General features: G+C 71.7%; 20 protein-coding genes. 8 read left to right on the plus strand and 12 right to left on the minus strand.

Going from position 1 to position 25,082, the window contains the following annotated elements:
• The first annotated feature begins 5 nt into the window (after positions 1-5).
• Positions 6-1,331 carry a glutamate-1-semialdehyde 2,1-aminomutase gene (locus DI005_RS10775; protein WP_112266567.1) on the plus strand — a complete coding sequence of 442 codons (1,326 nt, stop codon included), beginning with the start codon at positions 6-8 and terminating at the stop codon, positions 1,329-1,331.
• Here the strand turns inward: DI005_RS10775 and DI005_RS10780 are convergent.
• Entirely contained in the window at positions 1,303-1,980 is a 678-nt protein-coding gene (locus DI005_RS10780; protein WP_158559802.1) for a phosphatase PAP2 family protein, read from the minus strand. The two genes, DI005_RS10775 and DI005_RS10780, sit on opposite strands and share 29 nt — an antisense overlap.
• A gap of 112 nt (positions 1,981-2,092) precedes the next feature.
• On the opposite strand from DI005_RS10780, the gene DI005_RS37925 reads away from it, so the two are divergent.
• From DI005_RS37925 to DI005_RS10795, 4 genes are read left to right on the plus strand one after another with little or no spacing between them, the layout of a single operon-like run.
• Positions 2,093-2,344 carry a PqqD family protein gene (locus tag DI005_RS37925; protein ID WP_112266571.1) on the plus strand — a complete coding sequence of 84 codons (252 nt, stop codon included), beginning with the start codon at positions 2,093-2,095 and terminating at the stop codon, positions 2,342-2,344.
• Positions 2,325-3,494, plus strand: coding sequence for an asparagine synthase-related protein (locus DI005_RS10785; protein ID WP_113642021.1), 1,170 nt, complete (start codon positions 2,325-2,327; stop codon positions 3,492-3,494). Before DI005_RS37925 ends, DI005_RS10785 begins: the two co-directional genes overlap by 20 nt.
• Complete coding sequence (locus DI005_RS10790) at positions 3,491-3,910, plus strand: lasso peptide biosynthesis B2 protein (protein ID WP_233520081.1); 420 nt, start codon at positions 3,491-3,493, stop codon at positions 3,908-3,910. The genes DI005_RS10785 and DI005_RS10790 overlap by 4 nt, the downstream gene beginning before the upstream one ends.
• Before the next feature lie 5 nt (positions 3,911-3,915).
• The gene (locus DI005_RS10795) at positions 3,916-4,857 is read left to right on the plus strand and encodes a hypothetical protein (RefSeq protein WP_233520082.1); all 942 of its coding nucleotides are present in this window, start codon (positions 3,916-3,918) and stop codon (positions 4,855-4,857) included.
• A 239-nt stretch (positions 4,858-5,096) separates the two neighbouring features.
• Here the strand turns inward: DI005_RS10795 and DI005_RS10800 are convergent, their stop codons facing one another.
• On the minus strand, positions 5,097-6,869 hold the full coding sequence (locus DI005_RS10800; RefSeq protein WP_113642049.1) for an ABC transporter ATP-binding protein: 1,773 nt from the start codon (positions 6,867-6,869) through the stop codon (positions 5,097-5,099).
• Positions 6,870-7,059: 190 nt separating this feature from the next.
• Between DI005_RS10800 and DI005_RS10805 the strand changes: the two genes are divergently transcribed.
• Positions 7,060-7,197 (plus strand): lasso RiPP family leader peptide-containing protein, encoded by a 138-nt coding sequence (locus DI005_RS10805; RefSeq protein WP_112276666.1) that lies wholly within the window; start codon positions 7,060-7,062, stop codon positions 7,195-7,197.
• Positions 7,198-7,476: 279 nt separating this feature from the next.
• Positions 7,477-8,646, plus strand: coding sequence for an asparagine synthase-related protein (locus tag DI005_RS10810; RefSeq protein ID WP_233520083.1), 1,170 nt, complete (start codon positions 7,477-7,479; stop codon positions 8,644-8,646).
• Here the strand turns inward: DI005_RS10810 and DI005_RS10815 are convergent.
• The 4 genes from DI005_RS10815 to DI005_RS10830 form a co-directional block, all read right to left on the minus strand.
• The gene (locus DI005_RS10815; protein WP_112276668.1) at positions 8,601-9,731 is read right to left on the minus strand and encodes a nucleotidyltransferase family protein; all 1,131 of its coding nucleotides are present in this window, start codon (positions 9,729-9,731) and stop codon (positions 8,601-8,603) included. The two genes, DI005_RS10810 and DI005_RS10815, sit on opposite strands and share 46 nt — an antisense overlap.
• A 4-nt stretch (positions 9,732-9,735) precedes the next feature.
• On the minus strand, positions 9,736-10,596 hold the full coding sequence (locus DI005_RS10820) for a class I SAM-dependent methyltransferase (protein WP_199542715.1): 861 nt from the start codon (positions 10,594-10,596) through the stop codon (positions 9,736-9,738).
• 77 nt (positions 10,597-10,673) lie between these two features.
• A complete protein-coding gene (locus DI005_RS10825) occupies positions 10,674-12,341 on the minus strand; it encodes a right-handed parallel beta-helix repeat-containing protein (RefSeq protein ID WP_113642024.1) in 1,668 nt (555 codons plus the stop codon).
• A gap of 35 nt (positions 12,342-12,376) precedes the next feature.
• On the minus strand, positions 12,377-13,546 hold the full coding sequence (locus DI005_RS10830; RefSeq protein ID WP_113642025.1) for an O-antigen ligase: 1,170 nt from the start codon (positions 13,544-13,546) through the stop codon (positions 12,377-12,379).
• A 240-nt stretch (positions 13,547-13,786) separates the two neighbouring features.
• Here DI005_RS10830 and DI005_RS10835 point away from each other — a divergent pair, with 240 nt between their 5' ends.
• Positions 13,787-14,755, plus strand: a complete 969-nt coding sequence (locus DI005_RS10835) for a glycosyltransferase family 2 protein (RefSeq protein WP_112276676.1) — start codon at positions 13,787-13,789, stop codon at positions 14,753-14,755.
• 20 nt (positions 14,756-14,775) lie between these two features.
• Here the strand turns inward: DI005_RS10835 and DI005_RS10840 are convergent, their stop codons facing one another.
• The 6 genes from DI005_RS10840 to DI005_RS10865 are packed head-to-tail and all read right to left on the minus strand — an operon-like array spanning position 14,776 to position 24,979.
• On the minus strand, positions 14,776-15,978 hold the full coding sequence (locus DI005_RS10840) for a glycosyltransferase (RefSeq protein ID WP_113642026.1): 1,203 nt from the start codon (positions 15,976-15,978) through the stop codon (positions 14,776-14,778).
• Positions 15,975-17,960: an alginate lyase family protein gene (locus tag DI005_RS10845; RefSeq protein WP_113642027.1), complete on the minus strand. Its 1,986-nt coding sequence runs from the start codon at positions 17,958-17,960 to the stop codon at positions 15,975-15,977. Before DI005_RS10845 ends, DI005_RS10840 begins: the two co-directional genes overlap by 4 nt.
• On the minus strand, positions 17,960-20,125 hold the full coding sequence (locus DI005_RS10850) for a bi-domain-containing oxidoreductase (protein WP_113642028.1): 2,166 nt from the start codon (positions 20,123-20,125) through the stop codon (positions 17,960-17,962). The genes DI005_RS10845 and DI005_RS10850 overlap by 1 nt, the downstream gene beginning before the upstream one ends.
• A complete protein-coding gene (asnB, locus tag DI005_RS10855) occupies positions 20,122-22,026 on the minus strand; it encodes an asparagine synthase (glutamine-hydrolyzing) (RefSeq protein WP_113642029.1) in 1,905 nt (634 codons plus the stop codon). The genes DI005_RS10850 and asnB overlap by 4 nt, the downstream gene beginning before the upstream one ends.
• Positions 22,026-23,627 carry a Wzz/FepE/Etk N-terminal domain-containing protein gene (locus DI005_RS10860; protein WP_112276687.1) on the minus strand — a complete coding sequence of 534 codons (1,602 nt, stop codon included), beginning with the start codon at positions 23,625-23,627 and terminating at the stop codon, positions 22,026-22,028. Before DI005_RS10860 ends, asnB begins: the two co-directional genes overlap by 1 nt.
• Positions 23,624-24,979, minus strand: coding sequence for a YveK family protein (locus tag DI005_RS10865; protein ID WP_113642030.1), 1,356 nt, complete (start codon positions 24,977-24,979; stop codon positions 23,624-23,626). The genes DI005_RS10860 and DI005_RS10865 overlap by 4 nt, the downstream gene beginning before the upstream one ends.
• Positions 24,980-25,082 lie beyond the last annotated feature (103 nt).

Here is a 25,082-nt window from a genome sequence, read left to right on the forward strand (position 1 = left end):
CCGACATGGACACCGAACGGACGCTTCCCCGCTCCAACGTGGCCAACGAGCGGCTGCACCAGCTGATCCCCGGTGGCGCGCACACCTACGCCAAGGGCGACGACCAGTACCCCGAGTGCCTCGCGCCCGTGATCTCCCACGGCGTCGGCGCGCACGTGTGGGACGTCGACGGCAACCGCTACATCGAGTACGGCGCCGGCCTGCGCTCGGTGAGCCTCGGGCACGCGCATCCCCGCGTCACCGAAGCGGCGCGGCGCGAGCTCGACCGGGGCTCCAACTTCGTGCGTCCCGGCATCCTCGAACTCGAGGCGGCGGAACGGTTCCTCACCACCGTGCCCACGGCGGACATGGTGAAGTTCGCCAAGAACGGCTCCGACGTCACCACCGCCGCCGTGCGGCTCGCGCGCGCCGCCACCGGACGCCAGCTGGTGGCCATCTGTGCCGACCAGCCGTTCTTCTCCACCGACGACTGGTTCATCGGCACCACCGCGATGGACGCGGGCATTCCCGCCAGGACCAGGCCGCTCACGGTGACGTTCCCGTACGGCGACCTCGCCGCGACGGAGGAGCTGCTGCGGCGGCACGACGGGCAGATCGCGTGTCTCATGCTGGAGGCGGCGTCGGGGCAACTGGAACCCCCACCGGGCTACCTCGAAGGGCTGCGCTCGCTCGCCGACACCTACGGCTGTGTGCTGATCTTCGATGAGATGATCACCGGTTTCCGCTGGTCGGAGGCCGGGGCGCAGGGCTTGTACGGCGTGACGCCCGACCTGTCGACGTTCGGCAAGGCGCTCGGCAACGGCTTCGCCGTGTCGGCGCTCGCCGGCAAGCGTGAGCTGATGGAGCTCGGCGGTCTTCGTGGCCGGGGCGACCGCGTCTTCCTCCTCTCCACCACGCACGGCGCTGAAACGCACTCGCTCGCCGCGGCGATGGCCGTGCTGCAGACCTACACCGAGGAGGGCATCACCGCGCGGCTGCACGACCTCGGCGAGCGGCTGGCCGCCGGTGTGCGGGAGGTCGCCGAGGGTATGGGCGTCGGCGACCACGTCCTCGTCCGTGGCCGCGCGAGCAACCTGGTCTTCGCGACGCTGGACGAGCACGGCAGGCCCTCGCAGCAGTACCGGACCCTGTTCCTGCGGCAGCTGGTTTGCGGCGGCGTGCTCGGCCCCTCGTTCGTGGTCAGCAGCGCGCTGTCCGGCGAGGACATCGAGCGGACCGTCGAGGTCGTCTCGCAGGCGTGCGCGGTGTACCGGAAGGCACTCGACGCGCAGGATCCCACGGCGTGGATGGGCGGCCGCTCGGTCAAGCCGGTGTTCCGCCGCCGGGCCTGACCAGCGCGGCCCTTTCGGCGACGGCGTCGATCGCCACGGCCAGCACGGGCACGAACACGAAGGCCGTGGCGAAGCCGCCGAGCGTGTCCGTGGCGTAGTGGGCGTCCAGAGACGTCTGCGCCCACGCCATCTCGGCGCCGCCAAGCAGCGCCGTTCCCGCGACGACGGCGAGCGCCGCCCTGCCGCCGACGCGGAAGACGTCCACCACGAGCAGACCGAACACGATCCCGATGGCGGTGGCGAACGCCGTGTGCCCGCTGGGGTAGGCGAGGTGGCCGTCGTTGATCGTGCGATCGAAGACGTCCTTCAGCGGCGTGGTGGCGAACGCGGGTACGAGGCACGCGACGGTGAGGATCGCGAGCCGGAACCGCCGCAGCGCCAGGCACATCCCGGCCAGCACGGCCACGAGGATCGCGGCGCCCACGGGTTCGCCGCCGAAGTCGACCATGAGCGCGACCTCGCGTCTCGGCCCGACGGGCTCGCCGACGAGGGACTCGACCCACGCGTCCACGCCGTTCGCCGTCGACTCGCCGGTGTGGAGAAACCCGAGCAGGAGCACCACGAGCACGCCGATTCCCGCCGCAATACCGAGCGGCAGTCGTAGCCGCCTCGGCAGGGCGAGCCCGCCGTCCTCGCTCATCGGTTCCATGCGCACACCACTAAGTCGGCGTTGCGGGATCGTTCGTTTCGGACACGGCCGTTCGGCGTAACGATCTTGCGCCCCAACGCGAATCCAATATGGAACCGCGGAGGAGGACCCCATGCGCCTGCGATCCGCCGAGCTGTCCACGCGAACCATCGGTGACGAGACGATCGTGCTGAGCCTGCCCACCTCCCGGTACTTCACGATCACCGGTGTGGGCACACGGCTGTTCGAACTGCTGGCCGAGGAGACGTCGGTCGACGCACTCGTCGGCACGATCGTGGCCGAGTACGACGTCGACGACGCCACCGCGCGCCGGGACGTCGAGGCTTTCGTCGAACGGCTGCGCGATGCCCAGCTCCTGCACTGACGAGCGGCCCACCGTGCTGCCGACGCTCTCGGCGCGGGAGATCGCGCTCGGGTGCCCGGTCGGCGCCGTGCCGCTGCTGCTCGCGAGGGCCGCGCGGGTCGACCCGGATCCGGTGCGCGCGCTGCGCGATGCCGTGCGGCCCGCGCTGCTGCGCCCGCCGTGCGTCGTCGCCTTCTCGGGAGGAAGGGACTCCGCGCTGCTGCTGGCCGTCGCCGCCGATCTAGCCGCGCGCGAGGGCCTGCCCGCGCCGATCGCGGTGACGTTCCGCTATCCAGGCGATCCCGCCGCCGACGAGACGGCATGGCAGGAGAAGGTGCTGGCCCACCTGGGTTCGCGGATCGAATGGATCCGCCGCGACATCACCGGCGAGCTGGACGTGCTCGGCCCGCTCACGACGCCCGTGCTGCGTGAGCACGGGGCGCCGGTGTACCCCGCCGCTGTCGGCAACACGGTGCTGCTCGCGCGGTACGCGCGCGGCGGCAGCCTCGTGACGGGCAACGGCGGTGACGAGGTGCTCGGCGGGCATCGCGCGGCGGTGCTTCGTGCGGTGGTGCGCAGGCGAGGGCGCGGGCTCACCGGCGCCGACTGGCGGCTCGCGGCGACCTGTGCGGCGCCCGCGCCGGTGCGCAGGCACCGGGCCCGGCGAGTGCTGGGTGACGCGCCGTGGCTGCGCCCCCCGCTGCGCCGGGCGCTCGGTGTGGACGGTGCCGCGCGGCCCCTGCGCTTCGACCGCAGTGTGTGGTCCGCTCTGGCGCCCCGCGCGGTCCTGGTCGGCAGGCGCACGCGGGCCGCCGTCGCCGGGCAGTACGACTGCGCGCTCGTCGAACCGCTGGGGGCGGCGGACTTCGTCGCGTCGTACGCGGCGTTCGGCGGGCCGTGGGGTGGGCTGACGCGCGCTGAGGGCACCCGGCTGCTGGCAGGTGAGCTGTTGCCGCCGGAGGTGGTCTCGCGGCGCGACAAGGCGTACTTCAACGCGTCGCGGTTCGGCGCCGTGTCGCGTGCCTTCGCGCGAGAGTGGGACGGCGGCGGGGTCGATCAGGACCTCGTCGATCCGGTGGCCCTGCGGGCGGCGTGGCTGTCGGAGGTCCCGCCCGCGTCCACGGCGCTGCTGCTGCAGCAGGCGTGGCTGGCGAGCGCGGAGGAGCGGTGAGCGTGCGGGGAGTGGTGCGGTTCGTGGCGGAGGTGCCGGGCGCGGTCGTGACGTTGGCGCGGATCGAACGGAGCCTGCGCACCGAAGATCTGCCGTCGACGTGCCTGCGGCTCGGCGTCGGCTGGGATCTCGACAGCGCGGCGCCGCCCGCGCGCGAGCGGGCCGTGCTACCGCGGCGCACGCGTCCGGCCGTGGTCGCGGCGAGGCTCGTCGCCGCGTGCTGGCCCGCGGGGGACACGTGCCTGCGCCGGTGCCTGCTGATCGGGCACCGCCTGCGTGAGCTGGACCCGGTGCTGCGGATCGGCGTGCGGCGTGAGGACGGCGCGTTCTTCGCACACTCGTGGCTGGAGATCGGCGGCCGCTCGCTCGACCCCGGCGCGTCGGCGTTCGCGACCCTCGGCGCGGCGGGGCGGTGAGCGGCGTGGCGTACCGGTACCGGGCGCACGGCCTGGGGATCCTGAGCGACCTGGAACTGCCGCTGCCGCCCGGTGATGGCCGCCACGAGGTGACCCTTCGCCTCGGCGAGGCGGTGGACGTCCCCCATCGGCGGCCGGAGGGGAAGCCGCTGGCGGAGCTGTCGCGCGAGGGCGGGCGGATGTTCTACGCGCTCGCTCGCGAGGGCGAGCGGACGGTGCTGCGTTACCCGGAGCTGGCCGAGTTCGCGGGCGACGCGGACCTCGCGGACGTGACCGCGCATCCGCAGCGCGGCGCCGATCCGGGACTGCTGTCCGTGCTGGCGTCGGGCACGCTGCTGGCGGTGCACCTGCTGCTTCGAGGGCACCTAGTGCTGCACGCGAGCGCCGTGGAGGCCGAGGGGCGGGCCATCGCGTTCGTCGGCGCGTCGGGCATGGGCAAGTCGACGCTCGCCGCCGCGCTCTGCGGAGCCGGGTGCGGACTGGTGGCGGACGACGTGCTGCGGGTCGACCCCGCTGGTGCGGATGGGTTCGTGGTGCATCCGGGAAGCACCGAGAGCCGGCTGCGCCCGAACGCGCGGCAACTGGCCGACTCGGCGCCTGGGTCTGCGGTGCGCCCCACCGCGGACGGCAGGCTGGCGCTGCGACCCGGTTCCCGTGCGGGTGGGCCGCTGCCGCTCGCGGCGTGCGTCGTACCCCGGCCGAGCCGGGAGGCGGGCGACGTCGTGGTGCGCCGGGTACCCCCTTCGAGGGCGCTGTTGTGGCTGTGCCGGTTCCCGCGCGTGCTCGGGTGGTCGGACCCCTCCTCGCTGGGGCACACCTTCCAGGCGCTCGGTGACCTCGTCGAACGCGTACCCCTCTTCGAGGCGACCGTCCCGTGGGGCCCGCCCTTCCGCCCGGAGATCCCGGGTCGCCTGCTGGCGGCCCTGGCGGAACCGGCAAGGGTGTGACCGCGCGAGTCCCCCGCTCTGACCCGCGAGTCCCCCTTCCGGTCTGCGAGTTCCCCCTTCCGGTCTGCGAGTTCCCCCTTCGGGCCCGCGAGTTCCCCCTTCGGCGGCCGTCGGGAGCGGGCAACTCGCGGTTGGGAGCGGGGGACTCGCGGTTGGGAGCGGGGGACTCGCGGTTGGGAGCGGGGGACTCGCGGTCTGGAGCGGGGGACTCGCGGGCTGGAGCGGGGGACTCGCGGGCGTCAGCGGTAGGCCGCCGATTGGAGGGTGTACAGCTCGGCGTACTGGCCTGCCCTCGACATGAGCTCGTCGTGGGTGCCGCATTCGACGACGCGGCCACCATCGAGAACGTAGATGCGGTCGGCAAGACGCGTGCTGGAGAACCGGTGCGAGATGAGCAGGGCCGCGCGGCCCCCGAGCATGGCCCGCACGTCGGCGAACAGCTCGTACTCGGCACGCGGGTCGAGGGACGCGGCGGGCTCGTCGAGCACCACCAGCCCCGTGTCGCGGTACAACGCTCTCGCCAGGGCCACCCGCTGCCACTGCCCACCGGACAGGTCCACACCCTCGTCGAGGTCGCGGCCGAGCATCGTGTCGAGCCCGTCGGGCAGTTCCCGCGTCGCCGCGAGCAGGCCCGCGCGCTTGGCGGCGTCCTCGAGGTCGGCCTCGTCGCGGTACCCGTCGCTGATCACGATGTTCTCGCGCAGCGTCAGCTGGTAGCGCACGAAGTCCTGGAAGATCACGGTCACCGACGCCCGCACGTCGGCGGCGGGCACGACGGCGCCGTCCCACCGGCGGGAGCCCGTGTCCGGCGCGTACAGCCCGGCCGCGATCTTGGCGAGCGTGGTCTTTCCGGAGCCGTTCTCGCCGACCAGCGCCACGACCTCGCCCGCGCCGATCCGGATGTCGACCCCATCCACCGCGGGCCGCTCCTGACCCGGGTAGCGGAAGGTGACGTCGCACAAAGCGATCCCCTCGGTGAGCGTTCGCTTGCGCCCGCGCGGCGCGGCCGGCGGCACCGAGGCGACGAACCGTTCGAGATCCGCGAGGAACGGGGCCGACTCGAACAGGCCCCCGATCGATGTGAACAGCGTGTTGAGCTGCCCGGACAGCAACCGCACGGCGATCGCGGCCGCACCGGCCTCCGGTAACCCGATTCGTCCCTGCCGCACGAGCGCGACGATCGCGAGCAGCGCACCCGTCAACGCCGCCGCGACCCCGAGCGTGGTCAGCGCGGCGATCAGCTGCCGGTGCCGCACCTGCCCGCGCAGGCCGGCGTTCACCTCGTGGTTGAGCTCTGCGTGCTTCTCCCGCAGCCGTCCGGCCGAGTCGAACGCGCGCAGCTCGGCGGCGTAGGGCCGCTGCGTGAGCAGCTGCCGCAGGTAGTTGCGCCGCCTGGCGAACGGCGTGAGCCGGTGGGCGAACGCGAACTCGGTGCGGCTCGCCCAGCGCGAGAGCAGCACCGCGGGCAGCCCGGCCGCGAGCAGGATCGGCACCAGCAGCGGCTCGACGCCGATCAGCACCGCCGACAGCGTCACCACGCCGAGCAGGCTGCCGGTGAGCCCCAGCAGCGAGGTCGTGACGGCGAACGGCCTCGTCAGCGCGTTCTGCTGGATTCGCTCGAGCGAGGTCGCGAAGCCGGCCGACTCGTAGGTCACCAGGTCGGCGCGCGCGGTGGTGTCGAGCAGCCGGTCCCACACCCGCTGCGAGACCCGCTCACCGAGCAGCCGGTGCTGCTGGGTCTGGAGTGGACCGACCGACCCGGACAGCGCGGTCGCGAGCGCGAGCAGCAGCAGCGACGGGGTGATCCCGAGTGCGGCGTCCTCGGGCTGCAGCAACGCGTCGAAGGTGAGCTTGCCCGCGGCGACCACGCCGAGTGCCGCGGTGGCGCCGATGATCTGGTACACCGAGGCGACCACCGCCCCCAGTGGATCGGCACGGCGAACCTCGCGCGCGGCGGCCGCGATCAGCCGCGGGGTGTTCACCGAGGCTCTGGCCACTTTTCGCAGGCGCACCAACCGATCTTATCCGCGGCGAGTGCGAAAACCGAGCCGCGCACAATACCTCAGCGGTACCGGTTTCGTTGCCGAGTGGACACGTTATCCGTCCAGGCGTAACGAATGCGCCGAAAGTACGAATGGTCTGCTAGGCGCGATGGTGTGCCTGTTTCGCCGTGGTTCCAATTGTTCGGAAAGGGGGTGCGGAATGAAAGAAGTTTACACCGCTCCCGCGCTCGAAGAGATCGGTTCGGTAGCCGAGATCACGCTCGGACAGTCGCAGGGGAGCCGGCTCGACGCCGACTTCGCGGCGGGCACCGTCTTCGGTGACCTGACCTTCTCCTGAGGAGTTTGCCACTTCGACACACGGAGAGGAGGTGTACCCCAATGCGCCAGCCGTACGTGCCACCCGAGCTCACCACTCTGGGGACGGTCGTGGAGATGACGCAGTCCGCTATCGGCGGGGACAACGCGGATAATTTGTCCTGGCTTCCGGTCCTTGGGCCGATTTTCGGTGACGATACATTCTCCTGACGGATCAGCCACGGGGTCGAAGAATGTGCACGGCCCCGTGGCCCGTTGGCGTGTCACGAATTCGAACGGCTGCCCGAAAGAAAGGTGCTCCATGGGCAACCTGTACACAATGGACGAGCTGGAGATCGTGGGTGGCTGGGTCAACGGCTACGAGCGGGTGCCGCTGCCACAGCCTCCGTACGGCTCGCCGCGGCAGGTGCTCGACCGGATCCTGCTGACGCACCTGACCCGCTCGCCCTGTCTGCTCGCGTTCTCCGGGGGCAGGGACTCGTCGGTGCTGCTCGCGGCGGCGGTCCACGCCGCGCGCCGGGAGGGTCTGCCGTTGCCGGTTCCGGTGACACTCACCTACCCGAACGCGCCCGCCACCGACGAGGCGCAGTGGCAGCAGGCGGTGCTGGACCACCTGGGCGTGCACGAACGCGTGGTGCTCTCGGTGCTGGACGAGCACGACCCGATCGGCCCCGTCGCCGCGCCGCTGTTACGCGAGCACGGTCTACTGTGGCCACCTAACATCGCGCCAACGTGGCGCATGATGAACCTCGCCCGCGGCGGGGTGCTGCTCACCGGCGAGAGCGGCGACGAGGTGTTCGGCCTCAAGCGCATCACGCCGTTGACGAAGGTGCTCAAGGCCAGGGGCAAGGTCAGCCCGCAGGTCTATCCGTACATCGCGCGGGCGTTCGCTCCGGCGGTGGTGCGCAGGCGCTGGGCGCTGCGCCACCACTACCGCAGGCCCTGGCTGCGGGACGACATCGCGCGGCTGCTCGCGCGCAGGGACGCCGACGACATCGCCGCGTCGTCGCTGCACGCCGGGCAGCACGCCTGGCAGTTCGCGACGCGCCGGAGCGTGCGCCGCGCCTACGAGACGGTCCGCACGCTCGGCGAGTCGATCGGGGTCACCTACGTCCAGACCTTCGGTGAGCTGGAGTTCGTCGCCGCCGTGCGCGAGGCGGCCGGGTTCTGGGGCTGGAGCGGCCGTACCGACGCGATGCGCTCGCTTTTCGGTGACCTGTTGCCGCGTACGGTCCTGGAGCGTGACAGCAAGGCCGCTTTCGCCTCGGCGTTGTTCACCGGCCACACGCGTGAGTTCGCCGAGAGCTGGGCCGGTGACGGCGTCGACGCGGACCTGGTCGACCCCGGCGTGCTGCGGCGCATCTGGCTCTCCGATACGCCCTCGGCGCCTTCGATGACGCTGCTGCAGCAGGCGTGGCTGTCCACTCAGGACCGGGCCGCGCGGCCTCTGCGCACCTCGCGCACGGCGTAGCCGAACCGGCTCAGCGCCGAGCGGTGCCTGCCCGCGACGTACTCGGCGTCCGGCAGCAGCAGCGCCCGCACGTACGCGGTCCGGTCGCGCCACGGCAGCACCCGCACCGTGGCGAGCGCCTGCGCGGCGAACGTCTTGTTCGCGTGGGTGTGCAGGGCCAGCCACGACACCTCGCGCCTGGTGGGCACGTAGCCGGGTGCCCATCGCGTCAGCTCGCCGTCGGCAGGCAGCCCGAGCAGCCGGGTGCAGTCGGCGACCGCGGCGGCGACGACCGCCTGGATGCCCCACTCGCGCGCGATGCTCAGGATCGCCGCGCCATCGGGGTCGGCCCAGCGCAGCATCTCCGCGATGTCGCGCAGTGAGCCGAGCCGCAGCGGCCAGTCGCCGAGCGCGGCGTGGTAGCAGGCGTGCAGGAAACGGTTGCGGCGCGAGAGCGCGCGCAGCCGGTGGCCGCCGAGCTCGAACGCCTCGCCTTCGTCCCACAGCGACTCCAGCCGCACCAGCCTGCCCCACGGCCCGAGCACGAAGGTCCGGTGCAGGTCGAGCTCGTAGCCCGCGGCGTGGCGAAGTGTGGTCCCCTTGTCGAAGCGGCGGTCGAACCCCGGCGACGGCTCGGCGAGCGTCCTCGCGAGGCCCGCCGTGCCGAGCGTGGCGACCGCGCGTTCGAAGTCGGCTGCCCGCACGAGCACGTCGAGGTCGATGAACGAGCGCAGCGCGGGCTCGCGGTAGTCGAGCCGCGCCACCGCGCTGCCCTTGAGCACCCTGCTGTCGATGCCTGCCTCGCCGAGCAGGCGCACGAGGGAGAGTAGCGCCTGCTCCAGCGACAACACGCGCAGCAGGCCGGCGCGGTGGAGGGCGCGCGCGTCGGCGGCCTGCCGGTCGCGCGTTGGCAGGCGCCCTTCCCCGACGGCTTGGCGCAGCGGGCCGAGCACACGGTGCTCGCGTGCAGCGGCCAGCAGTGCGGTCCACGCCTTGTCGCCGAGCGGTTCGGCGGGAAAGGCGCGCGTGGCACCGGGCAGGCCGTGACCGGCGACGGCGAGCAACGTGGCTGGATAGTGCTCCTCACCGCAGACCCGACGCGCCATCGCCTCAGCCCTTGCCGTACCAGGCGATGCCGGTGCCGTCGCCCGGATGCCAGTGGTTCTCGGGCCGCTCCTGGAAGTACAGGAACCGGCGGCCGGTCTTCTCGGCGTGCTGGATCAGCACGTCGGTCTCGGCCGCGTTGTCGGTGACCAGCAGCGCGTTCTCCGCGAGCTTGTCCTCCATGAGCGTGAACTCGGCGCTCTCGTGCTCGGGGCTGTGCCAGCTGTCGTGGATGAACAGGTCGACGGGCTCGGTCAGCGCCGGGATGGTCGCCAGCGAGTCGCCCCTGCGCACGTCGACCACCTCGCGGTAGGGGCCCTGGATCAGGTACCCGGCGTCGGGGTTGATGTCGAGTGCGCTGAGCCTGCCGGGGTGTCCGTCGGCGGCGTTGCGCAGCAGGGCCGATGCGATGAGGCACGAGCCGAGCCCCTTGTCGATGCCCGACTCCACCACGTGCTTCGGCCGGAGGGCGCGCACCAGCGCGTACCAGCCGATGCGGCGGCCGTAGCGCACCACCTCGTCGGCGAGGCCGCGCCGGTCGCTCGTGGCGACGCCGCGGGCGACCAGCGTGCGCAGCGCGTCGTCACCTTCCACCTCGTCGAGCCAGTTGCGGAAGGCGCTGACGTCCAGCCCGGTCACGGCCGAGAGGAACCACGCGAGGTGCTCCCGGTTGCGGGGCGTGAGGTCGTAGGTGAAGTTGTGGTGTTCCCTGGAGGTGAAGAGCCAGCGCGCGGACTTCCCGACCACCTGCGCGTCGTGTTTGAGCACGCTCATCGCGCGGATGGGGAACGCCGCGACCGGGGCCAGTCTGCTGCGCGCGATCCTGCGGCTCAGGGCACTGGATTGGCTGAATGCACCTGTTCTCACTGTCGGTTTCCGTTCTTCGAGGCAACTGGTGCGAGCGTTGCTGGTCGTTCGGGTTTCCGGGGCGGGTGTTTCCGGTTTCAGGGCGTGATCGAATAAGTGCTTCCCTGGTCCTGGCCGAAGGTCTCGGGGCGATTGTCGTGGGTGAAACTCTCGGGCACGGCCGGCGCCGGCGAGGTCCATTCCTCCCAGCTCACCCGGCCACCGTTCGGTTTGCTGGGTTGGAAACCGGCGAACTGCCAGTCGCCGTGGTACTGGTTGTTCCGGAACACGTTTCCCTGTTCGAACGTGGCCCGCCACATCACCTCGTAGCCGGGGAATCCCGGAAAGGTCCCATACCCGGCGAACAGGCCGTTGAGACCGCAGTAGTCGCGCTTCGCGCAGCCCACGCCGATCGCGTCCTTGTCGATGCGGAACACGTTGTTCTCCACCACGTTGTTCTCGGTGGACCACCGGCAGCGGTACTTGTCGCCGATGCTCTCCGGGATCACGTCCTCGACGTCGGTCTCGCACTGCGCGTCGTCGTAGAGATCCACCTTGATCGTGCAGAACGGGGGATGGGTGTGCGCGGTGGAGCCGCAGTAGCGGTCCGCGCTCTCCCAGAGCGTCACGCCGCCCCAGTTGTTCTCGAAGTTGTTGTGGCTGATGACGGTGGGCACGCTCTTCAGGCCGTAACCCCGAGGGCTGCCGTTCTCCGACACGTAGATCGCGCCGATCGGGAACGGGTCGGCCCGGCTCTGGAACTCTCGGCCCGTCACGATCGCGTTGCGCTTGATGTTGTTGTAGCGCACGCGGGCGTCATAGCCCGCCTCCAGGAAAATGGCGTTGCCGTCGTTGTTGTCGATGTAGTTGTGCTCGATCACGAACCCGCTGTTGTTGTTGTCGAGCCACAACCCGGTACCGCGATTGTCGTGTACCCAGTTGTTGGTGACCGTGACGTTGTCGTTGATCCAGAACTTGACGCCGCCGGTGCAGCCGCAGCCCTCGACCTTGTTCTCCCAGTCGCCGGTGTTGTTGCCGGTGATCTCGTTGTGGTCGAGCACGAGGTTCTCGACCGGCTCGGCCTCGGTGCCGCAGCAGGCGTTGATGCCGTACTGGCCGTTGTCCTTGATGCAGTTGTAGCGATAGGTGTTGCCGGGTGCGCCCGCCATCAGCCCGGCGCCCTCGTTCTCGGTGATGGTGCTGTACTCGACGAGCCAGTTGGTGCCGTCGTTGTGGTTGACCACGCCCTCGTTCATGGGGGCGACGAAGTTGCGCACGGTCAGGTAGCGGATGGTCACGCGGTCGGCCTCACCGGTGAAGGCGTAGCGGTTGATGCGCTTGCCGTCGAGGACCGCGCCGGGTGCGCCCACGAATGTGCTGCCGCTGCCGGGGATGATCTGGCCGAACTCGTCGGGCGAGAGCGTGTGCACGCCGGGGGCGAACCAGAACGTGGTGTTCTCCGCCTGCAGGTCGAGTTCCAGCGAGCTGTTGTCGCCGGCCGGGATCACGACGGCGCCCTGCGGCGGTTCGGCCGGGCCCTTGCCGAGGATCGCCTGGTTGCCGCAGACGCGGGCGGGTGGTTCGGCAGGCCAGCCTGCTGCCGTGGGATTGAGGTCCGACCGCGCCTGGCCGCCGGGGCCGCCGCTGCCCGCACCGGGGTCCCGGCCGAGTGCGACGATCGTGCCGACGACGACGAGAACCAGCACGCCCAGCACGGCAAGCGTCTTACGTTGCCTCAGGACGGTGTCGATTCGCCGCATGGTCATGTGCTCCGTCTCCCTCTGCCCGGTTCGGGCAGTGTTCAGGCTCGGTCGTAGCTGTGGAGGGTTCGCTGGTCACCGGACGAGGGCGTCAGCAACGCGGCCGCCACGACGAAGTGCAGCAGGTAGCCCGTCACGTCGCCGAGGCCGACCTGCGTGTACGACGCGATGAGGCCGTAGACCACCAGGAAAACGGCGCACGCGCGGGCGGGCGACGGCGGCCGGGTCGCCATGGCGAACAGGAGCCCGAGCAGCATCAGCACCACGATGCTGATGCCGACGATGCCCTGCTCGTGGTACACGGCAAGCCACGTGCTGTCGATCGGCAGTCCGCCGAAGGACTTGTCGGTGAGCCCGACGCCGAGTATCTGCTCGCGGACCGTCCGGTCCTCGGCGAGCAGCGCGTCCCACACGAACTGCCGCCCGGTGAGGTTGGAGAACGAGTCGTCGTCCTGCCCGCGCTGGAACCATGCCGTCAGCGCTGTGGAGAAGGCCACGGCGAGCACGGTCGCGCCCACGGTGATCGCCGCGATCGTCTTGCGGGCGCGGGCATTCGTCAGTGCCAGCGTCAGCCCGGCCACCGGAACGCCGGCGAGCAGGCCGACGGTCGCCGTGCGGGTGTGGGTGAGCAGGAGCAGGAACACGGCGGGCACGGCGATGAACAGCACGCTTCTGGCCGTGGTCGCGCGGCCCAGCCACAGCACGAGTGTGAGCCCGGCGACCACGGCGGCGTAGTCGGCCACCTGGGTCGCGGTGATCGGCCACAGCACGCCGACGAGGCGGCCGTCGAAGTCGGCGGGCATCGCGGTGCCGGGGGAGAGCACGAGGCCCGCCGCCACCACCGCGAGCACCGCGGTCAGCGCCCGCACGTGGTGGCGTACGAACGCCAGGCCCCCGTCCCACCACCGCGTCAGCAGCCACAGCGTCGCGATGAAGACGGCGAGCCGGGCACAGCGGAACAACGCGCCGAAACCGGAGTCGAGGAAGGAGCTGGAGACGAAGCTGACCACCGCGAGCAGGCTCAGCAACAACAAGAACGCGTTCGGGCGGATGCGCAGTTTGCGATTGAGCAACAGGGCCAGCACGAAAGCGACACAGAGCGAGCCCATGGTGATCACCTGCAGCAGCCTGCGCGGGATCGGCACGATCGTGTCCACGCCGAGCGAGCCGAGCGTGTTGATCACCAGCAGGCCCCAGATCAGCCCGATCACCCAGGAAACGCCGCGCTGGCCCGGAAAATCCGGCTCAGCCAGTGGGCGTGCGGTGCTCGTGGAAGCTGTCACGGCCGGCCTTCGTCTCTGTGTTTGCCCGACCTAGGTGAAGTCGTGGCGCCGCACCGCTTGTTACAGCCCGGAAGGGTGCCCGCGTAACGGCTCGCCGCTCGCAGCCGACTGTGCCTGTGACACCTCGCAAGGGAATCTCCCTCTGTGCGGCGAAGGGATTGAGGGCTCGTGAGTTCTGTTCCGCGGCTGAGCATCGGCCTACCCATCTACAACGGCGAGCGTTACCTGGCCGAGTCCCTCGACGCGCTGCTGGGGCAGACCTACGAGGACTTCGAGCTGATCATTTCGGACAATGCCTCCACCGACGGCACACAGGAGATCTGCCGCGAGTACGCCGCGCGGGACGGCCGGATCCGGTACCTCCGGCAGCGCACCAACATCGGCGCGTGCCCGAACCACAACGTCACCGTGCACGAGGCACGCGGCGAGCTGTTCAAGTGGGCCTCCCACGACGACCTCTACGGCAGGGACCTGCTGAAGGTGTGCGTCGACGCGCTCGACGAACGTCCCGACGTGGTGCTCGCCCATTCGTACAAGGCGCTCATCGACGAGCACGGCGCCGTGACGCGGCCCGTCGAGTACACGCTCACCACGGACTCGCCGAGCGCGCCCGAGCGGTTCCGGAGTGTCCTTTTCGGAGTCGGCGGGGACGACTTCTACGGCGTGATCCGCACCGACGTGCTGCGCAGGACCCCGCTCAACGGCAGCTACCACCACTCCGACCGCACGATCACCGCGGAACTCGCCCTGCTCGGCCGGTTCCACCAGGTGCCGGAGCTGCTGTTCTTCCGCCGCGACCACCCCGGCCGCGCCGAACGGGCGAAGCCGACCATCCGCGCCCGGTGCGCCAACATGGACCCGATCCGGGCCGACCGGCTGCGCCACCCCACCGTGCGGCTGCTCGGCGAGTACGTGTGGGGCTTCATCGACGCGATCCGCCGGACGCCGCTTTCGCAGGCCGACCGCTGGAAGTGCTACGGGCACCTCGCGCACTGGGCGGCGAGCCGCGTGCGCATCGGCAGCGGTGAGCGGGCCGAGGACGCCGCGCCCGTGGAGCTCGACGTGCCCATCCTGGTCGAGACGATCGTCGCGGGGCAACGGGAGCGCGCACACCGCCAGGCCGAGCCGCTGGGCTGAATCTCCTGAGTTCGCCATCGTCACACCCGCTCGGGAAAGGCGGGTGTGCCGATGGCCGCGCGGTAGCCCGCGATGAGCCCGGTGAGCCCCGCCCTGGGGTCGAAGTCACGCTCGTAGCGCCTGCGGGCCGCCGCGCCCAGCGCGCGGTTGCGCTCCGGCGAGTCGACGATGCGGCGCAGGCCCTCGGCGAGCGACTCGGCATCGCCCGGCCGGTGCAGCAGCCCGGTCACGCCGTCGTCGACCAGCTCCACGAACGCGCCGTGTCCCGCCGCGACCGACGGCACGCCCGCCGCCATGGCCTCCACGACCACGAGGCCGAAGCCCTCCAGCCACTGCGACGGCGCCACGAGCGCCGCCGCGCGAGCGGTCAGCTCGGCGCACTCCTCTCGGGTGCGCAGGCCCAGGTACCGCACGTCGGTGCGATCGCGGGCCCACGTGGCCACCTCGCCGTCGAGCGGCCCCGAGCCGGCCACCACGAGCGGCAGGCCCACGCCGCCGCGCGCCCTGAGCAGGTCCCACGCCGCCATGAGCAGGCGCACGCCCTTCTCCTCGGTCAACCGTCCGATGTAGAGCAGGTACTCGCCGTCGCCGTCGCGCCGACGGCGGGGCTCCGCCACGAAGTTGTACTTCACCGCGAGCCGTTCGGCGGGCATCCCGGCCTCCACGAGCACCCGCCGCAGCGCGCCGGAGATGCAGAAGAACCGGGTGACACCCGACCACCAGCGCCGCCGGTTGACCGCGAGGCTCAGCGCCAGCGGCGCCGTCGCGAGCGGCGAACCCCGGTAACAGCCGTGCCTGACGGCGGGCAGCGGCGTGCCGCCAACGCAGTCGGTGCAGATGCGGCCGTCGCGGTACAGCGTGCCGGGCGCGCACACCTGCTGGTAGTTGTGCAGGGTCGCGACCGACGGCACACCGGCGTCAGCGCACGCGGCCACCACCGACGGGCTGAGCAGCGGGAACGTGCTGTGTAGGTGCACCACGTCGGGCCGCACGTCCAGCAGTGTGCGCCTCAGCTCGGTCCGCGCGGCCGGATTCCACGGCACCAGCAACGGCACGGCGGCCTTGCGGGCGAGGGACATCCCGGCGATGTCGTCGCTGCGCCGCTCGAAGAGCACCACCTCGTGCCCGGCCGAGGACAGCAGCGCCGTCTCCTGGTCGACCACGCGGTCCTCGCCGCTCGGGTGCTCGGAGCGGTACCGGTTGTGCACCACGACGATCCTCATTCCCGGGCCCCTTCGAAACGCAGGGTCGTGGCGAGGCCGGTGGCGGGCTCGGCGGTGCCCGTGCCCAGCAGCGTCACGGCGGGCTCGCGCACCCCGAAGCCGGGCGAGTACCAGCCCAGTGGTGGGTCGGTCTCGCCCCGGTGCCAGGTCCAGCTCAGTTCGGGCGGCAACTCCAGCACCGCGGTGCGCTCGCCGTCCTCACCCGGCCAGCGCAGCCGCGCGGTGCTGCCGTCGAGGTCGGCCTCGACCGCGGGCCCCAGGTGGAACGCGAGCCGGCACGGGTGCCGCTCGGAGCCCAGCACCTCGTCGAGCACGCGCAGCTCGCCCGTGGCGTCGTCCAGCTCGACGGAACGCCGGTGCAGCGCGGGGCCGTTGGTGTGGGAGTAGCCCTCGTGCTCGGCACACCACCTGGCGACGCCCGTGCGGGGCGTGTGCACCACGAGCACCTGGCTCTCGGCGTGCCGCGTCCACAGGAACGGGCCGCCCGAGACCGACTGGTCGGCGCCGTCGAGCTCCAGAGTGTTGTGCGCGAGCGTGGAGCGGAAGTACCGCCGCCACTCCGGTTCGCAGTGATAGCAGTAGGTGCCCGGGTCGGCGAGGATGTCGACGCCGCCGTGCCGCACCTCCAGCGAGAGCGCGTCGGCGTGCGCGTGCGCCGCGATCGAGAGGAACCCGTGCGGGCCACCGTCGCAGCGGCACCAGATCTCCTCGTTCCCGGCACCGGCGCGCAGGATCGTGAGCCCGGCGTCGGCGAAGTGCGCCGGCCGCCCGGCGGGGCGGTCGCCGGTCAGCTCGGGCGGGGCCGCGAGCGAGCCCACGAGCGCGGTGAACACCTCGGCATCGGCGACCTTCGGCCACCAGCCGAGCCGCCCGAACAGCACCTCGCCCGTGGTGAGCAGGGCGGCCCAGCGGTCGCGGCCCTCGCCGTCGAGCACGAGGCCGTAGCCGTCGTCGGCGTCGCCCTGCCTCGGTGGCCGCAGCCGGGTGTCCACAACGGCCGCGAGCGCGTCGGTCATCCGGCGCAGCGTCAGCCACGCCGACCGGGGCACGGCCATTCCGGCGCGGCTCGCCTCGGTGAGCCCGGCGAGCCCGAGTTCGAGCACGAGCCCGTGGTACTCGGTCGCCAGCTCGCGGTTGAGCCCCGAGCCGAACGTGTTGTGCCGCAGCTGCTCGTCGAGCGAGCGCAGCGCGTCGGAGCGCCAGCGCGGGGAGTCGGGGAACCAGCCGAACGCGCACGCGGCGGCGAGCTGACCCGCGTCCTCGGCGATCACGTGGTTGTTGGCCGACGAGCCCCGGCTGCGGAACGTCGCGAGCCAGCGCTGGTGCCAGTAGATCTGGTGCAGGGCGACGGGGTTGTGCTCGAACAGCTGCGCCGCGCCGGGCCAGCCGTCGAGCAGCCTGCGCACCCACACCCACGACAGCAGCCGGATGCCCAGTTCGATGCCGCTGACCCAGTGCACGCCGTACATCGGGGGGTTGGCCGCCCACCACGACTTGAGGTGGTCGGCGATCCGCTCGGCGTAGCGGTCCTCGCCGGTGACCGCGTAGGCGGCGGCGAGCACGGTGAGGTGCTGGTGCCGTGAGGGTTCCCAGATCTGCTTGACGTCACCGATGGCCTCCTCGTCGCGGTACGGGACGTCGAAGGCGTAGACGTCGGCCGGTGCCCTGCGCCCGGTCTTGGGGTCGAACGACCAGTCCGGGGACACCAGGTCGTCGCGGGTGCGTCCGAAGTACTCGGCGTAGCCGTCCAGGATCCGATCGGCGCTCGCGACGAGCCGCTGCCGCGCGGCGGGTGGGACCGAGGCGAGCGCCGCGCCCGGCACCGTGGCGGCGAACCGGCGCTGCTCGTGCCACACCGTCGCGACGGGCGCGGTCAGCACCCGCCGCCACCGGCGCCTGCGCACGGCGTCGCCGACGCGGCCCGCCACCTCGGCGGGCCCCATGCGCGAGAGCCGTCGCAGGTACCACCCCGCGCTGGTCATCAGCGCGACTCGATCCGCACGGGCGCTCCGGTCGCGAGGCTCGTGTGCACGGCCAGGGTCGCGAGCGTGGTGGAGACGAGCGACGACAGCGGCACCGGCATCGGCCCGCCGGAGCGCACGGCCTCGACGAACGCGCCCAGCTCCGCGGCCTGCCCCTTGTCCCTGCCCTGCGGCAGCTTCGGGCTCACCGAGCGTTTGCGGCCGTAGAGCGAAGCGCGCTGGAAGTCGTCGAAGCGGAGCACCTTGCCGTCGGCGGTGACGTCGATGGTCTCCTTCGGGAAGGTCGACGCGCCGGAGGTGGTGTACCCGATCGACGCGGTGGAGCCGTCGTCGTAGCGGAGCAGGATCTGCAGGTCCGCCTGGCCCGGCGTCGCGCACGCGTACACCGAGACCGGATCGGCGCCGAGCAGCCAGCTCACCGTGTCGATGAAGTGCCCGCCCTCGCCCGCGAAGCGCGAGCCCTCGGTGTCCTGCTGGTTGTACCAGCTGCCGTGTTCCAGCCGCCCCGCGTTGACGAGGTAGCGCACCGAGGCCGGGCCCACGCGCGTGCCGAAACGGTTGCGGGCCTGGTTCAGCAGCGGCGCGAAGCGGCGGTTGAAGCCCACCTGAAGGCGGTCGTTGCCGGACTCCTCTACGGCGGCGAGCACCTTCTCAAGCTCGGTCTCGCTCAGCGCGAGCGGCTTCTCCACGAACACGGCCTTGCCCGCCAGGAGGGCCTGCCGGGTCAGCTCCGCGTGCGAGCTGTGCCGGGTCACGACGAAGACGGCGTCCACGGCACCGTCGGTCAGCAGCGCGGCGGTGTCGGTCGACGCCTCAGCGAAGCCGAACTTGCGCTGGGCGTTGGCGCCCGAGAGAGCCGAGGTGGTGACCACCCGGTGCAGCTCCACGTCCTCGCGCTCGGCCAGGTGCGGCAGCAGCATCGACGACGCGTAGTTGCCCGCGCCGACGAAACCGACCCGGATGCGGTTCTTCGGTGCCACGCGAGCGGGCGCGGGGCGCGGAACCGTGGCCGACGTGACCGTTTCCGAGGGGGCCGGGGCAGCGCCGGGGTAGCGGAACAGCACGGCGACGGCCTTCAGCTCGCCTTCGGACAGCTGCCGGTAGGTCTCCACGGCGTCGCCGAAGTCGGCGACGTGCGACACGAGGGGCTCCACGTCGAGCCGTCCACGCGCGAGCAGGTCGATGAAGCACTCCAGGTTGCGGCGCTCGGTCCAGCGCACGTAGCCGATGGGGTAGTCGCGCCCCTCCAACTCGTACTCCGGGTCGTAGCGACCGGGCCCGTACGAGCGGGAGAACCGGACGTCCAGCTCCTTCTCGTAGTAGGCGTTCCATGGCAGGTTCAGGCTGCACTTGCCGATGTCGACCACGGTGGCGCGGTCGCGCGCGAGTTTCGCGGCCAGCTCGACCGGCTCGTTGCTGCCTCCGCCCGCCGCGAGGTAGACCTGGTCGACGCCGTGGCTGCCGGTCAGTTCACCGACCGCGGTGTCCACGAGCCCAGAGCCGGGGTCGGCGCACACGAGCGCCCCGAGCCGCTCGGCCAGCCGGCAGCGCGCGGCCGCCGGGTCGACGCCCACCACCCGCACGCCCGAGGCGACCAGCAGCTGCACCACGAGCTGGCCGATGAGCCCGAGCCCGATCACCAGCGCGACGTCACCGAGTCGCGGTTCGCCTCGGCGCACGCCCTGCAGCGCGATCGAGCCGACCGTGCCGAACGCGGCGTGCCGGGGTTCGACGTTCTCGGGCACGCGGCTGTAGAGGTTCTTCGGTACCCAGTTCAGCTCGGAGTGCAGCGCGTGCTCGTTGCCCGCGCAGGCGACGAGGTCGCCCACCGCGACGTCGTTCACCCCGGCGCCGACCTCCTCCACCACACCGCACAGCGAGTAGCCGAGCGGGGTGTAGGAGTCGAGCTTGCTCGTCACCTTGCGGTAGGTGGCCGAAACACCGTTCGTGGCGACGCTCTGCATCACCTTTGCGACCTGGTCGGGCCGAGCTTTCGCCTTGCCGAGCAACGACATTCCGGCCTCGGATACCTTCATCAGCTCGGTGCCGGTGGAGATCAGCGAGTACACCGTTCGCACGAGGACGCCACCCGGTTTGCACGCTGGTGCGGGCACGTCGAGCAGTGTCAGCTCTCCGCTCTTGTAGTTCTGCACGACCTGCTTCACGAAGACGCCCCTTCTGTGGCACCGCGATACCAGTACTCGAGAGTCAAGATGTGCCAGAGGTGCTTCGAGCGGTCCTGCTGGCCGGAGGCGTCCTCGGCGACGAGCCGTCGCAGTGCCTCGCGCCGCAGCAGCCCCGACTTCACGAGCACGCCCTCGTCGACGACCTCGCGCACCAGCGGTGCGAGGTCACGGCTCATCCATGCCCGCAGCGGTGCGCTGAACAGGCCCTTCGGCCGGTGCACGATCTCGCTGGGCAGGATCGACGACGCGGCGTCCTTCAGCGCGACCTTGCCCTGCCTGCCGACGATCTTGCGGTTGCCGGGCAGGCTGAACGCGGCCCGCACCACATCGACGTCCACGAACGGCACCCGCACCTCGGTGGAGGCGGCCATGCTGGAACGGTCGGTGTAGGCGAGGTTCAGTCCCGGCAGGAAGAGCCGCGAGTCCGTGAGGCACATGCGGTTGACGAAGTCGGTGAGCGCCGTGTCGTGGTAGGTGTCGGCGTGCTCGGTGAGCACGTCGTCGACGGCGGACGCGAGGTCGGGGTTCACCAGGTCCAGCAGCTCGGTGCGGTCGTACATCGTGTAGCTGCGCCGGAACGCCGTCTCCTCCGGCAGCTCCGCGAACGACAGGAACCGCTTGGCGAAGCGCACCGAGCGCAGGCCCCGCTTCGCGGTCGCCACCGGCAGACGATCCACAATGGACTGCACGGGCGCGCGTACCGCGTGTGGCACCCGCTGGTAGCGCAGGGCCAGCACGTTCGCCAGGTGCTTGCGGTAGCCGGCGAACAGCTCGTCGGCGCCCATGCCGGAGAGCATCACCTTCACCCCGGCGTCGCGCGCCGCCGTGCAGATGAGGAACGTGTTGATGGCCGCGGGGTCGCCGATCGGCTCGTCGAGGTGGTAGGTCATGCGCGGCAACAGGTCCAGCACCTGCGGCGCGATCTCGATCTCGTGCAGGTTCACGCCGAAGCGCGCGGCCACCTGCCGCGCGTAGCGCAGGTCGTCCGGCATGGCCTCGAACTTGGCGTCCTCGGCGCGGAAACCGATGGTGTAGGCGGAGATCCCCGGCTGCTCTCGAGCGGCCAGCGCGGTCAGGTAGCTGGAGTCGAGGCCGCCGGAGAGGAACGTCGCCACCGGGACGTCGGAGAGCAGGTGCTTGCGGGTGGATTCGGCCACCACTTCGGCGAGGTCGGCCTCCGGCCCCTGCGCGGCCTGCTCGGCGACGTCGCGAATGGAGTAGTAGCGCCCGCGCCGCACGCTGCCGTCCGGCAGGCACCGCAACCATGTGCCCGGCGGCAGCTTCTCCGCCTCGCGGTAGGCGCAGCGCCCATCGGGGACCCAGTAGTAGAGCAGCGAGGCCACGAGCGCGGTCTCGTCGACCCGCAACGAGCCCCCGAGCTCCGTCGCGAGTGCCTTCAGCTCGGACGAGAACACCACGCCCCTGCCGCGGCGCAGCAGGAACAGCGGCTTGATGCCGAGCTGGTCGCGCACGAGCGTCAGCTCACCGGTGCGCTCCTCGAAGACACCGAACGCGAACATCCCGCGCAGCCGGGGCAGGCAGTCGGCGCCCCAGCGCCGCCACGCCTGGAGCACCACCTCGGTGTCGGACGTGCCGCGGAAGCGCACGCCCGCGTTCTCCAGCTCCGCCCGCAGCTCGGGCGCGTTGTACAACTCGCCGTTGTAGGTCAGCGCGAAGCCGTCGAGCATCATGGGCTGCGCGCCGGTCTCCGAGAGGTCGAGGATCGAGAGCCTGCGGTGCCCGAGGTGCACCTCGCCGTCCGCGACCGCCCTCGCGTACCGGCCCGAGCCGTCGGGCCCCCGGTGGGCGAGCCGCTTGGTGAGCCGGTCGGTCAGTGGGCCGCCGTCCGGCCACAGGTACGTCCCCGCGATACCGCACATCAGGACACCTCCGCGTCCTTCGGCCGCACGGGGGCGAACCGCTTGGTGGGCAGGTCGTCGACGTGCGACAGCCCGTTCTCGGGCTGGACCGGGCCGAACACCTCGGTCTCCTGCCCGGTGGCCCTGGCGGGTATCGCGCGCTCCGCGCGGGCGGCGGGCAGCTCGCGCCCGGCCCGGCCGCGCAGCGCGGTGTGCAGGCCGTCCCACAGCGTCCCGTCGGAGCGGTCCTTCGGGTCCGGCCCGACGAGCACGACGCCGATGATCGGGATCCGCGCGTCGGCCAGCTGCCTGGCCACGGTGTGCAGCCACAGGCTCGTGGCGTGCCCGGCCTTGACCACGAGCACGGTCTCGGTGCCGAGCCGCGCGAGGTCGGTCCACGCGGTGCCCGGCGACACGGAGCCGACGCCGACGTGCAGCTCCTCCGGCCAGACCGGCAGCGGTAGGTCGGCGGCGTCGACGATCCGGTACGGGTGTGGACCGTCGCCCGCGAGGTCGCCGAGCCTGCCGCCGGGCAGGTCGTCGATCAGCACGACCTTGCCGTCGGCGGCCAGGTCCATCGCCAGGTCCAACGCCAGCGCCGCCGCGGTCTCGGGGCAGCCCAACTCCAGCACCGACACCGGTTCGGAGTCCTCGCGCACGAGCCGCGCGAGCGTCCCGGCTACCCGCTTGCGGTCCTGGACGGTCCGCGAGTGCCGCCACAGCTTCGCGGGTCCCCGGTGGGGTGGCGGCAGCTCCGCGATCACCGACGCGCCGAGGTCCTCCGCGACCTCCCTGCGCAGCACCGGCCGCTCGCGCACGACGCTCAGCACGGCGGTGAGCCCGAGCCCCGCGGCGAGCCCGAACGCGAGGCCGATGAGGGCGTTCATGCCGACGGCGGCGACCAGTGACGCGGTGACCGGCCTCGGCGCGTCCACGATCTGCGTGCCGGCCAGTACGCCGGGCGCGCCGATCCTGGCCTGCTCCGCCTCCTCGTTGAGCTGGGAGATCTGCGACTCCAGCTCGGCGCGCCGGGCGTAGAGGGTCTCCAGGTGCGCGGCGGCGCTCGCGTCACCGCTGGCGGTCAGCTCCGCGACCGTGCCGTTCACCTGGTCGAGGTCGCCCTGCGCCCGGTCACGCTGGTCGATCAGGGCCTGCGCCTCGGCGTCGGCCGCCGTCCGCACCCGCTCCCGGTAGTCGGCGATGAACGTGTCCGCGAGCGCCTGCGCCCGCCTCATCGCCTCGTCTTCGCTGGCTGCCTGGACGCTGATCTCCATGATGTTGTTGGTGACCGGCGTGCCCTGGTAGGTCTTCAGGAACGCTTCGGGCGACTCGTTCGCGCCGAGCCTGCGCAGGGTCTCCTCGGCGACCCGGGTGGTCTCCAGCAGCGCCACGTCGGTCGCGACGAGCGTGCCGCTGTCGGTCGGGGTGTCCGCCTCGTGCACCACCAGCAGCCGCGTCGCCGCTGACGGCGGCGGGGGCATGAGCACCGCCAGCGCGGCGCCGAGCACGAAGCCGAGCAGCCCCAGCGAGAGCCAGAAGCGCCTGCGCCTGCGAACGGTCATCCCGAGCCGCTGCAGATCGAGCAGTGGCTGGGCTGTCTGGGTGTTCTCCGTCGCCGTCACACTGACCCCGCCATCGCATCATCGGTAGTGGGCTCGGGCGTCTGTCGCTCGCGTTGCGCCCGCGTGCGGTAGGTGACCACCGCGCCGATCACCCGGTGTCCCGCGTCGGCACACGCCTCAGCGATGCCGACCAGCTCCCAGCCCGTGCGGCTGCCTGCCGTGAGCACCACGAGCACGCCGTCCGCCTCGGTGCGGTCCGGCACGGTCGGCCTGCCCGCGGACACGTCGATGACCCGCAGCGTCGTCCTGTGCCCGCCCGGCCGGGCCTCGGCCGCGGCGGCGAGTCCGGCTGCCGCCGCCTGCGCCGGGCCGTCGTCGTCGGCGGCGAGCACCAGCAGGCGCCCCGTCCGTCCCCCCTCGGGCAGCTTCGCGAGGATGCGCCGCAGCCGCAGGCTCCTGCTCTCCTCGTCACCGGTGAGCAGCAGCGGGGCCAGGTCGAGTGGCTGGTCGTCCCACATGAGCCTGCGCAGCCGCGCCCACCCGCTCGCCTCCGGCCGCTGGACCGACCTGCCGTCGCCGGGCACGTCGGCGATGCCGAGCACCGGTGAGCCGAGCGCGGCCGCGATGTCGGACTCGCGGCGCAGCCGCCGGTCGGTGCGGATCGCCAGCAGCTGGCCGAACACCCCGAGGAGCAGGAAGGCGAGCACGCCACCGCCGACGAAGTGGAGCATCGTCGGGCTCGCCGGGCCGGACGGCATGGGCGCGGGACCCATGATCACCATGTTCGAGCGGCTCGAGGTCGCCTCGGTCTCGTTGAGCGTGGTGATGGCCTGGGCCAGGGAGCTGCGCAGCGCTTCGAGGTCGGTGCGCATCTGGACGTCCTCGACGGTCAGGTTCGGCGCGGCCGCGTGCAGCTCGGTGATGCGGCGGTTGGTCTCGGCGACCTGCCGGCGAAGCGTCTCCTGCTGCTGGCGCACCAGCCTGCTGGCCGCGTCGCTCGAGTTGTTGGCGAGCTGGCCCGAGTAGCGCACGAACTCCTCGGCCACGGTGTCCGCGATGCGCTGTGCCCGTGCGGGATCGTCGGCGCTGCCGGTGATCTGGATGACGCCGCCGTCCACGACCTCCGCCGTCACCGAGTCCCGCAGCTCGCTGCCCCCGCCGGGGCTGCCGAGCGCGAGCGCGGCGCGGTCGAGCACCGCCGAGCTCATCGCCACCTGCTCCTGCGTCAGCAGCTCGTTCTCCTCGCGCGGGCCCTGCAACAGCACGCTCGTGGTCGTCTCGTATCCCGGGGAGAAGACCACCGAGGCGCCGGCACCGACGAGCCCACCGAGCACGGCGAGGACGACGAGCGGCCGCCACCGCCTGCGGAGGACCTCCCAGACCATGGACAACCGAACCGGTTCATCACTCAACGCCGGAGCCTCCCCTCTCGTTTATCGAGTGCCGTATCGGACTGGTATTCACCCACCAGGTCGCGGTTTTTAGGCCATTGGTTACAACCACGGCGCAGTCTTG

The sequence above is a fragment of the Prauserella sp. PE36 genome (assembly GCF_003311655.1).
GTDB lineage: Bacteria > Actinomycetota > Actinomycetes > Mycobacteriales > Pseudonocardiaceae > Prauserella_A > Prauserella_A endophytica.

Coding starts and splice junctions, on each gene's coding strand:
- DI005_RS10780 (WP_158559802.1), bottom strand. CDS start 1,980: ATGGAACCGATGAGCGAGGACGGCGGGCTCGCCCTGCCGAGGCGGCTA.
- DI005_RS10810 (WP_233520083.1), top strand. CDS start 7,477: ATGGGCAACCTGTACACAATGGACGAGCTGGAGATCGTGGGTGGCTGG.
- DI005_RS10845 (WP_113642027.1), bottom strand. CDS start 17,960: ATGACCAGCGCGGGGTGGTACCTGCGACGGCTCTCGCGCATGGGGCCC.
- DI005_RS10785 (WP_113642021.1), top strand. CDS start 2,325: ATGCCCAGCTCCTGCACTGACGAGCGGCCCACCGTGCTGCCGACGCTC.
- DI005_RS10825 (WP_113642024.1), bottom strand. CDS start 12,341: ATGACCATGCGGCGAATCGACACCGTCCTGAGGCAACGTAAGACGCTT.
- DI005_RS10815 (WP_112276668.1), bottom strand. CDS start 9,731: ATGGCGCGTCGGGTCTGCGGTGAGGAGCACTATCCAGCCACGTTGCTC.
- DI005_RS10840 (WP_113642026.1), bottom strand. CDS start 15,978: ATGAGGATCGTCGTGGTGCACAACCGGTACCGCTCCGAGCACCCGAGC.
- DI005_RS10805 (WP_112276666.1), top strand. CDS start 7,060: ATGAAAGAAGTTTACACCGCTCCCGCGCTCGAAGAGATCGGTTCGGTA.
- DI005_RS10775 (WP_112266567.1), top strand. CDS start 6: ATGGACACCGAACGGACGCTTCCCCGCTCCAACGTGGCCAACGAGCGG.
- DI005_RS37925 (WP_112266571.1), top strand. CDS start 2,093: ATGCGCCTGCGATCCGCCGAGCTGTCCACGCGAACCATCGGTGACGAG.
- asnB (WP_113642029.1), bottom strand. CDS start 22,026: ATGTGCGGTATCGCGGGGACGTACCTGTGGCCGGACGGCGGCCCACTG.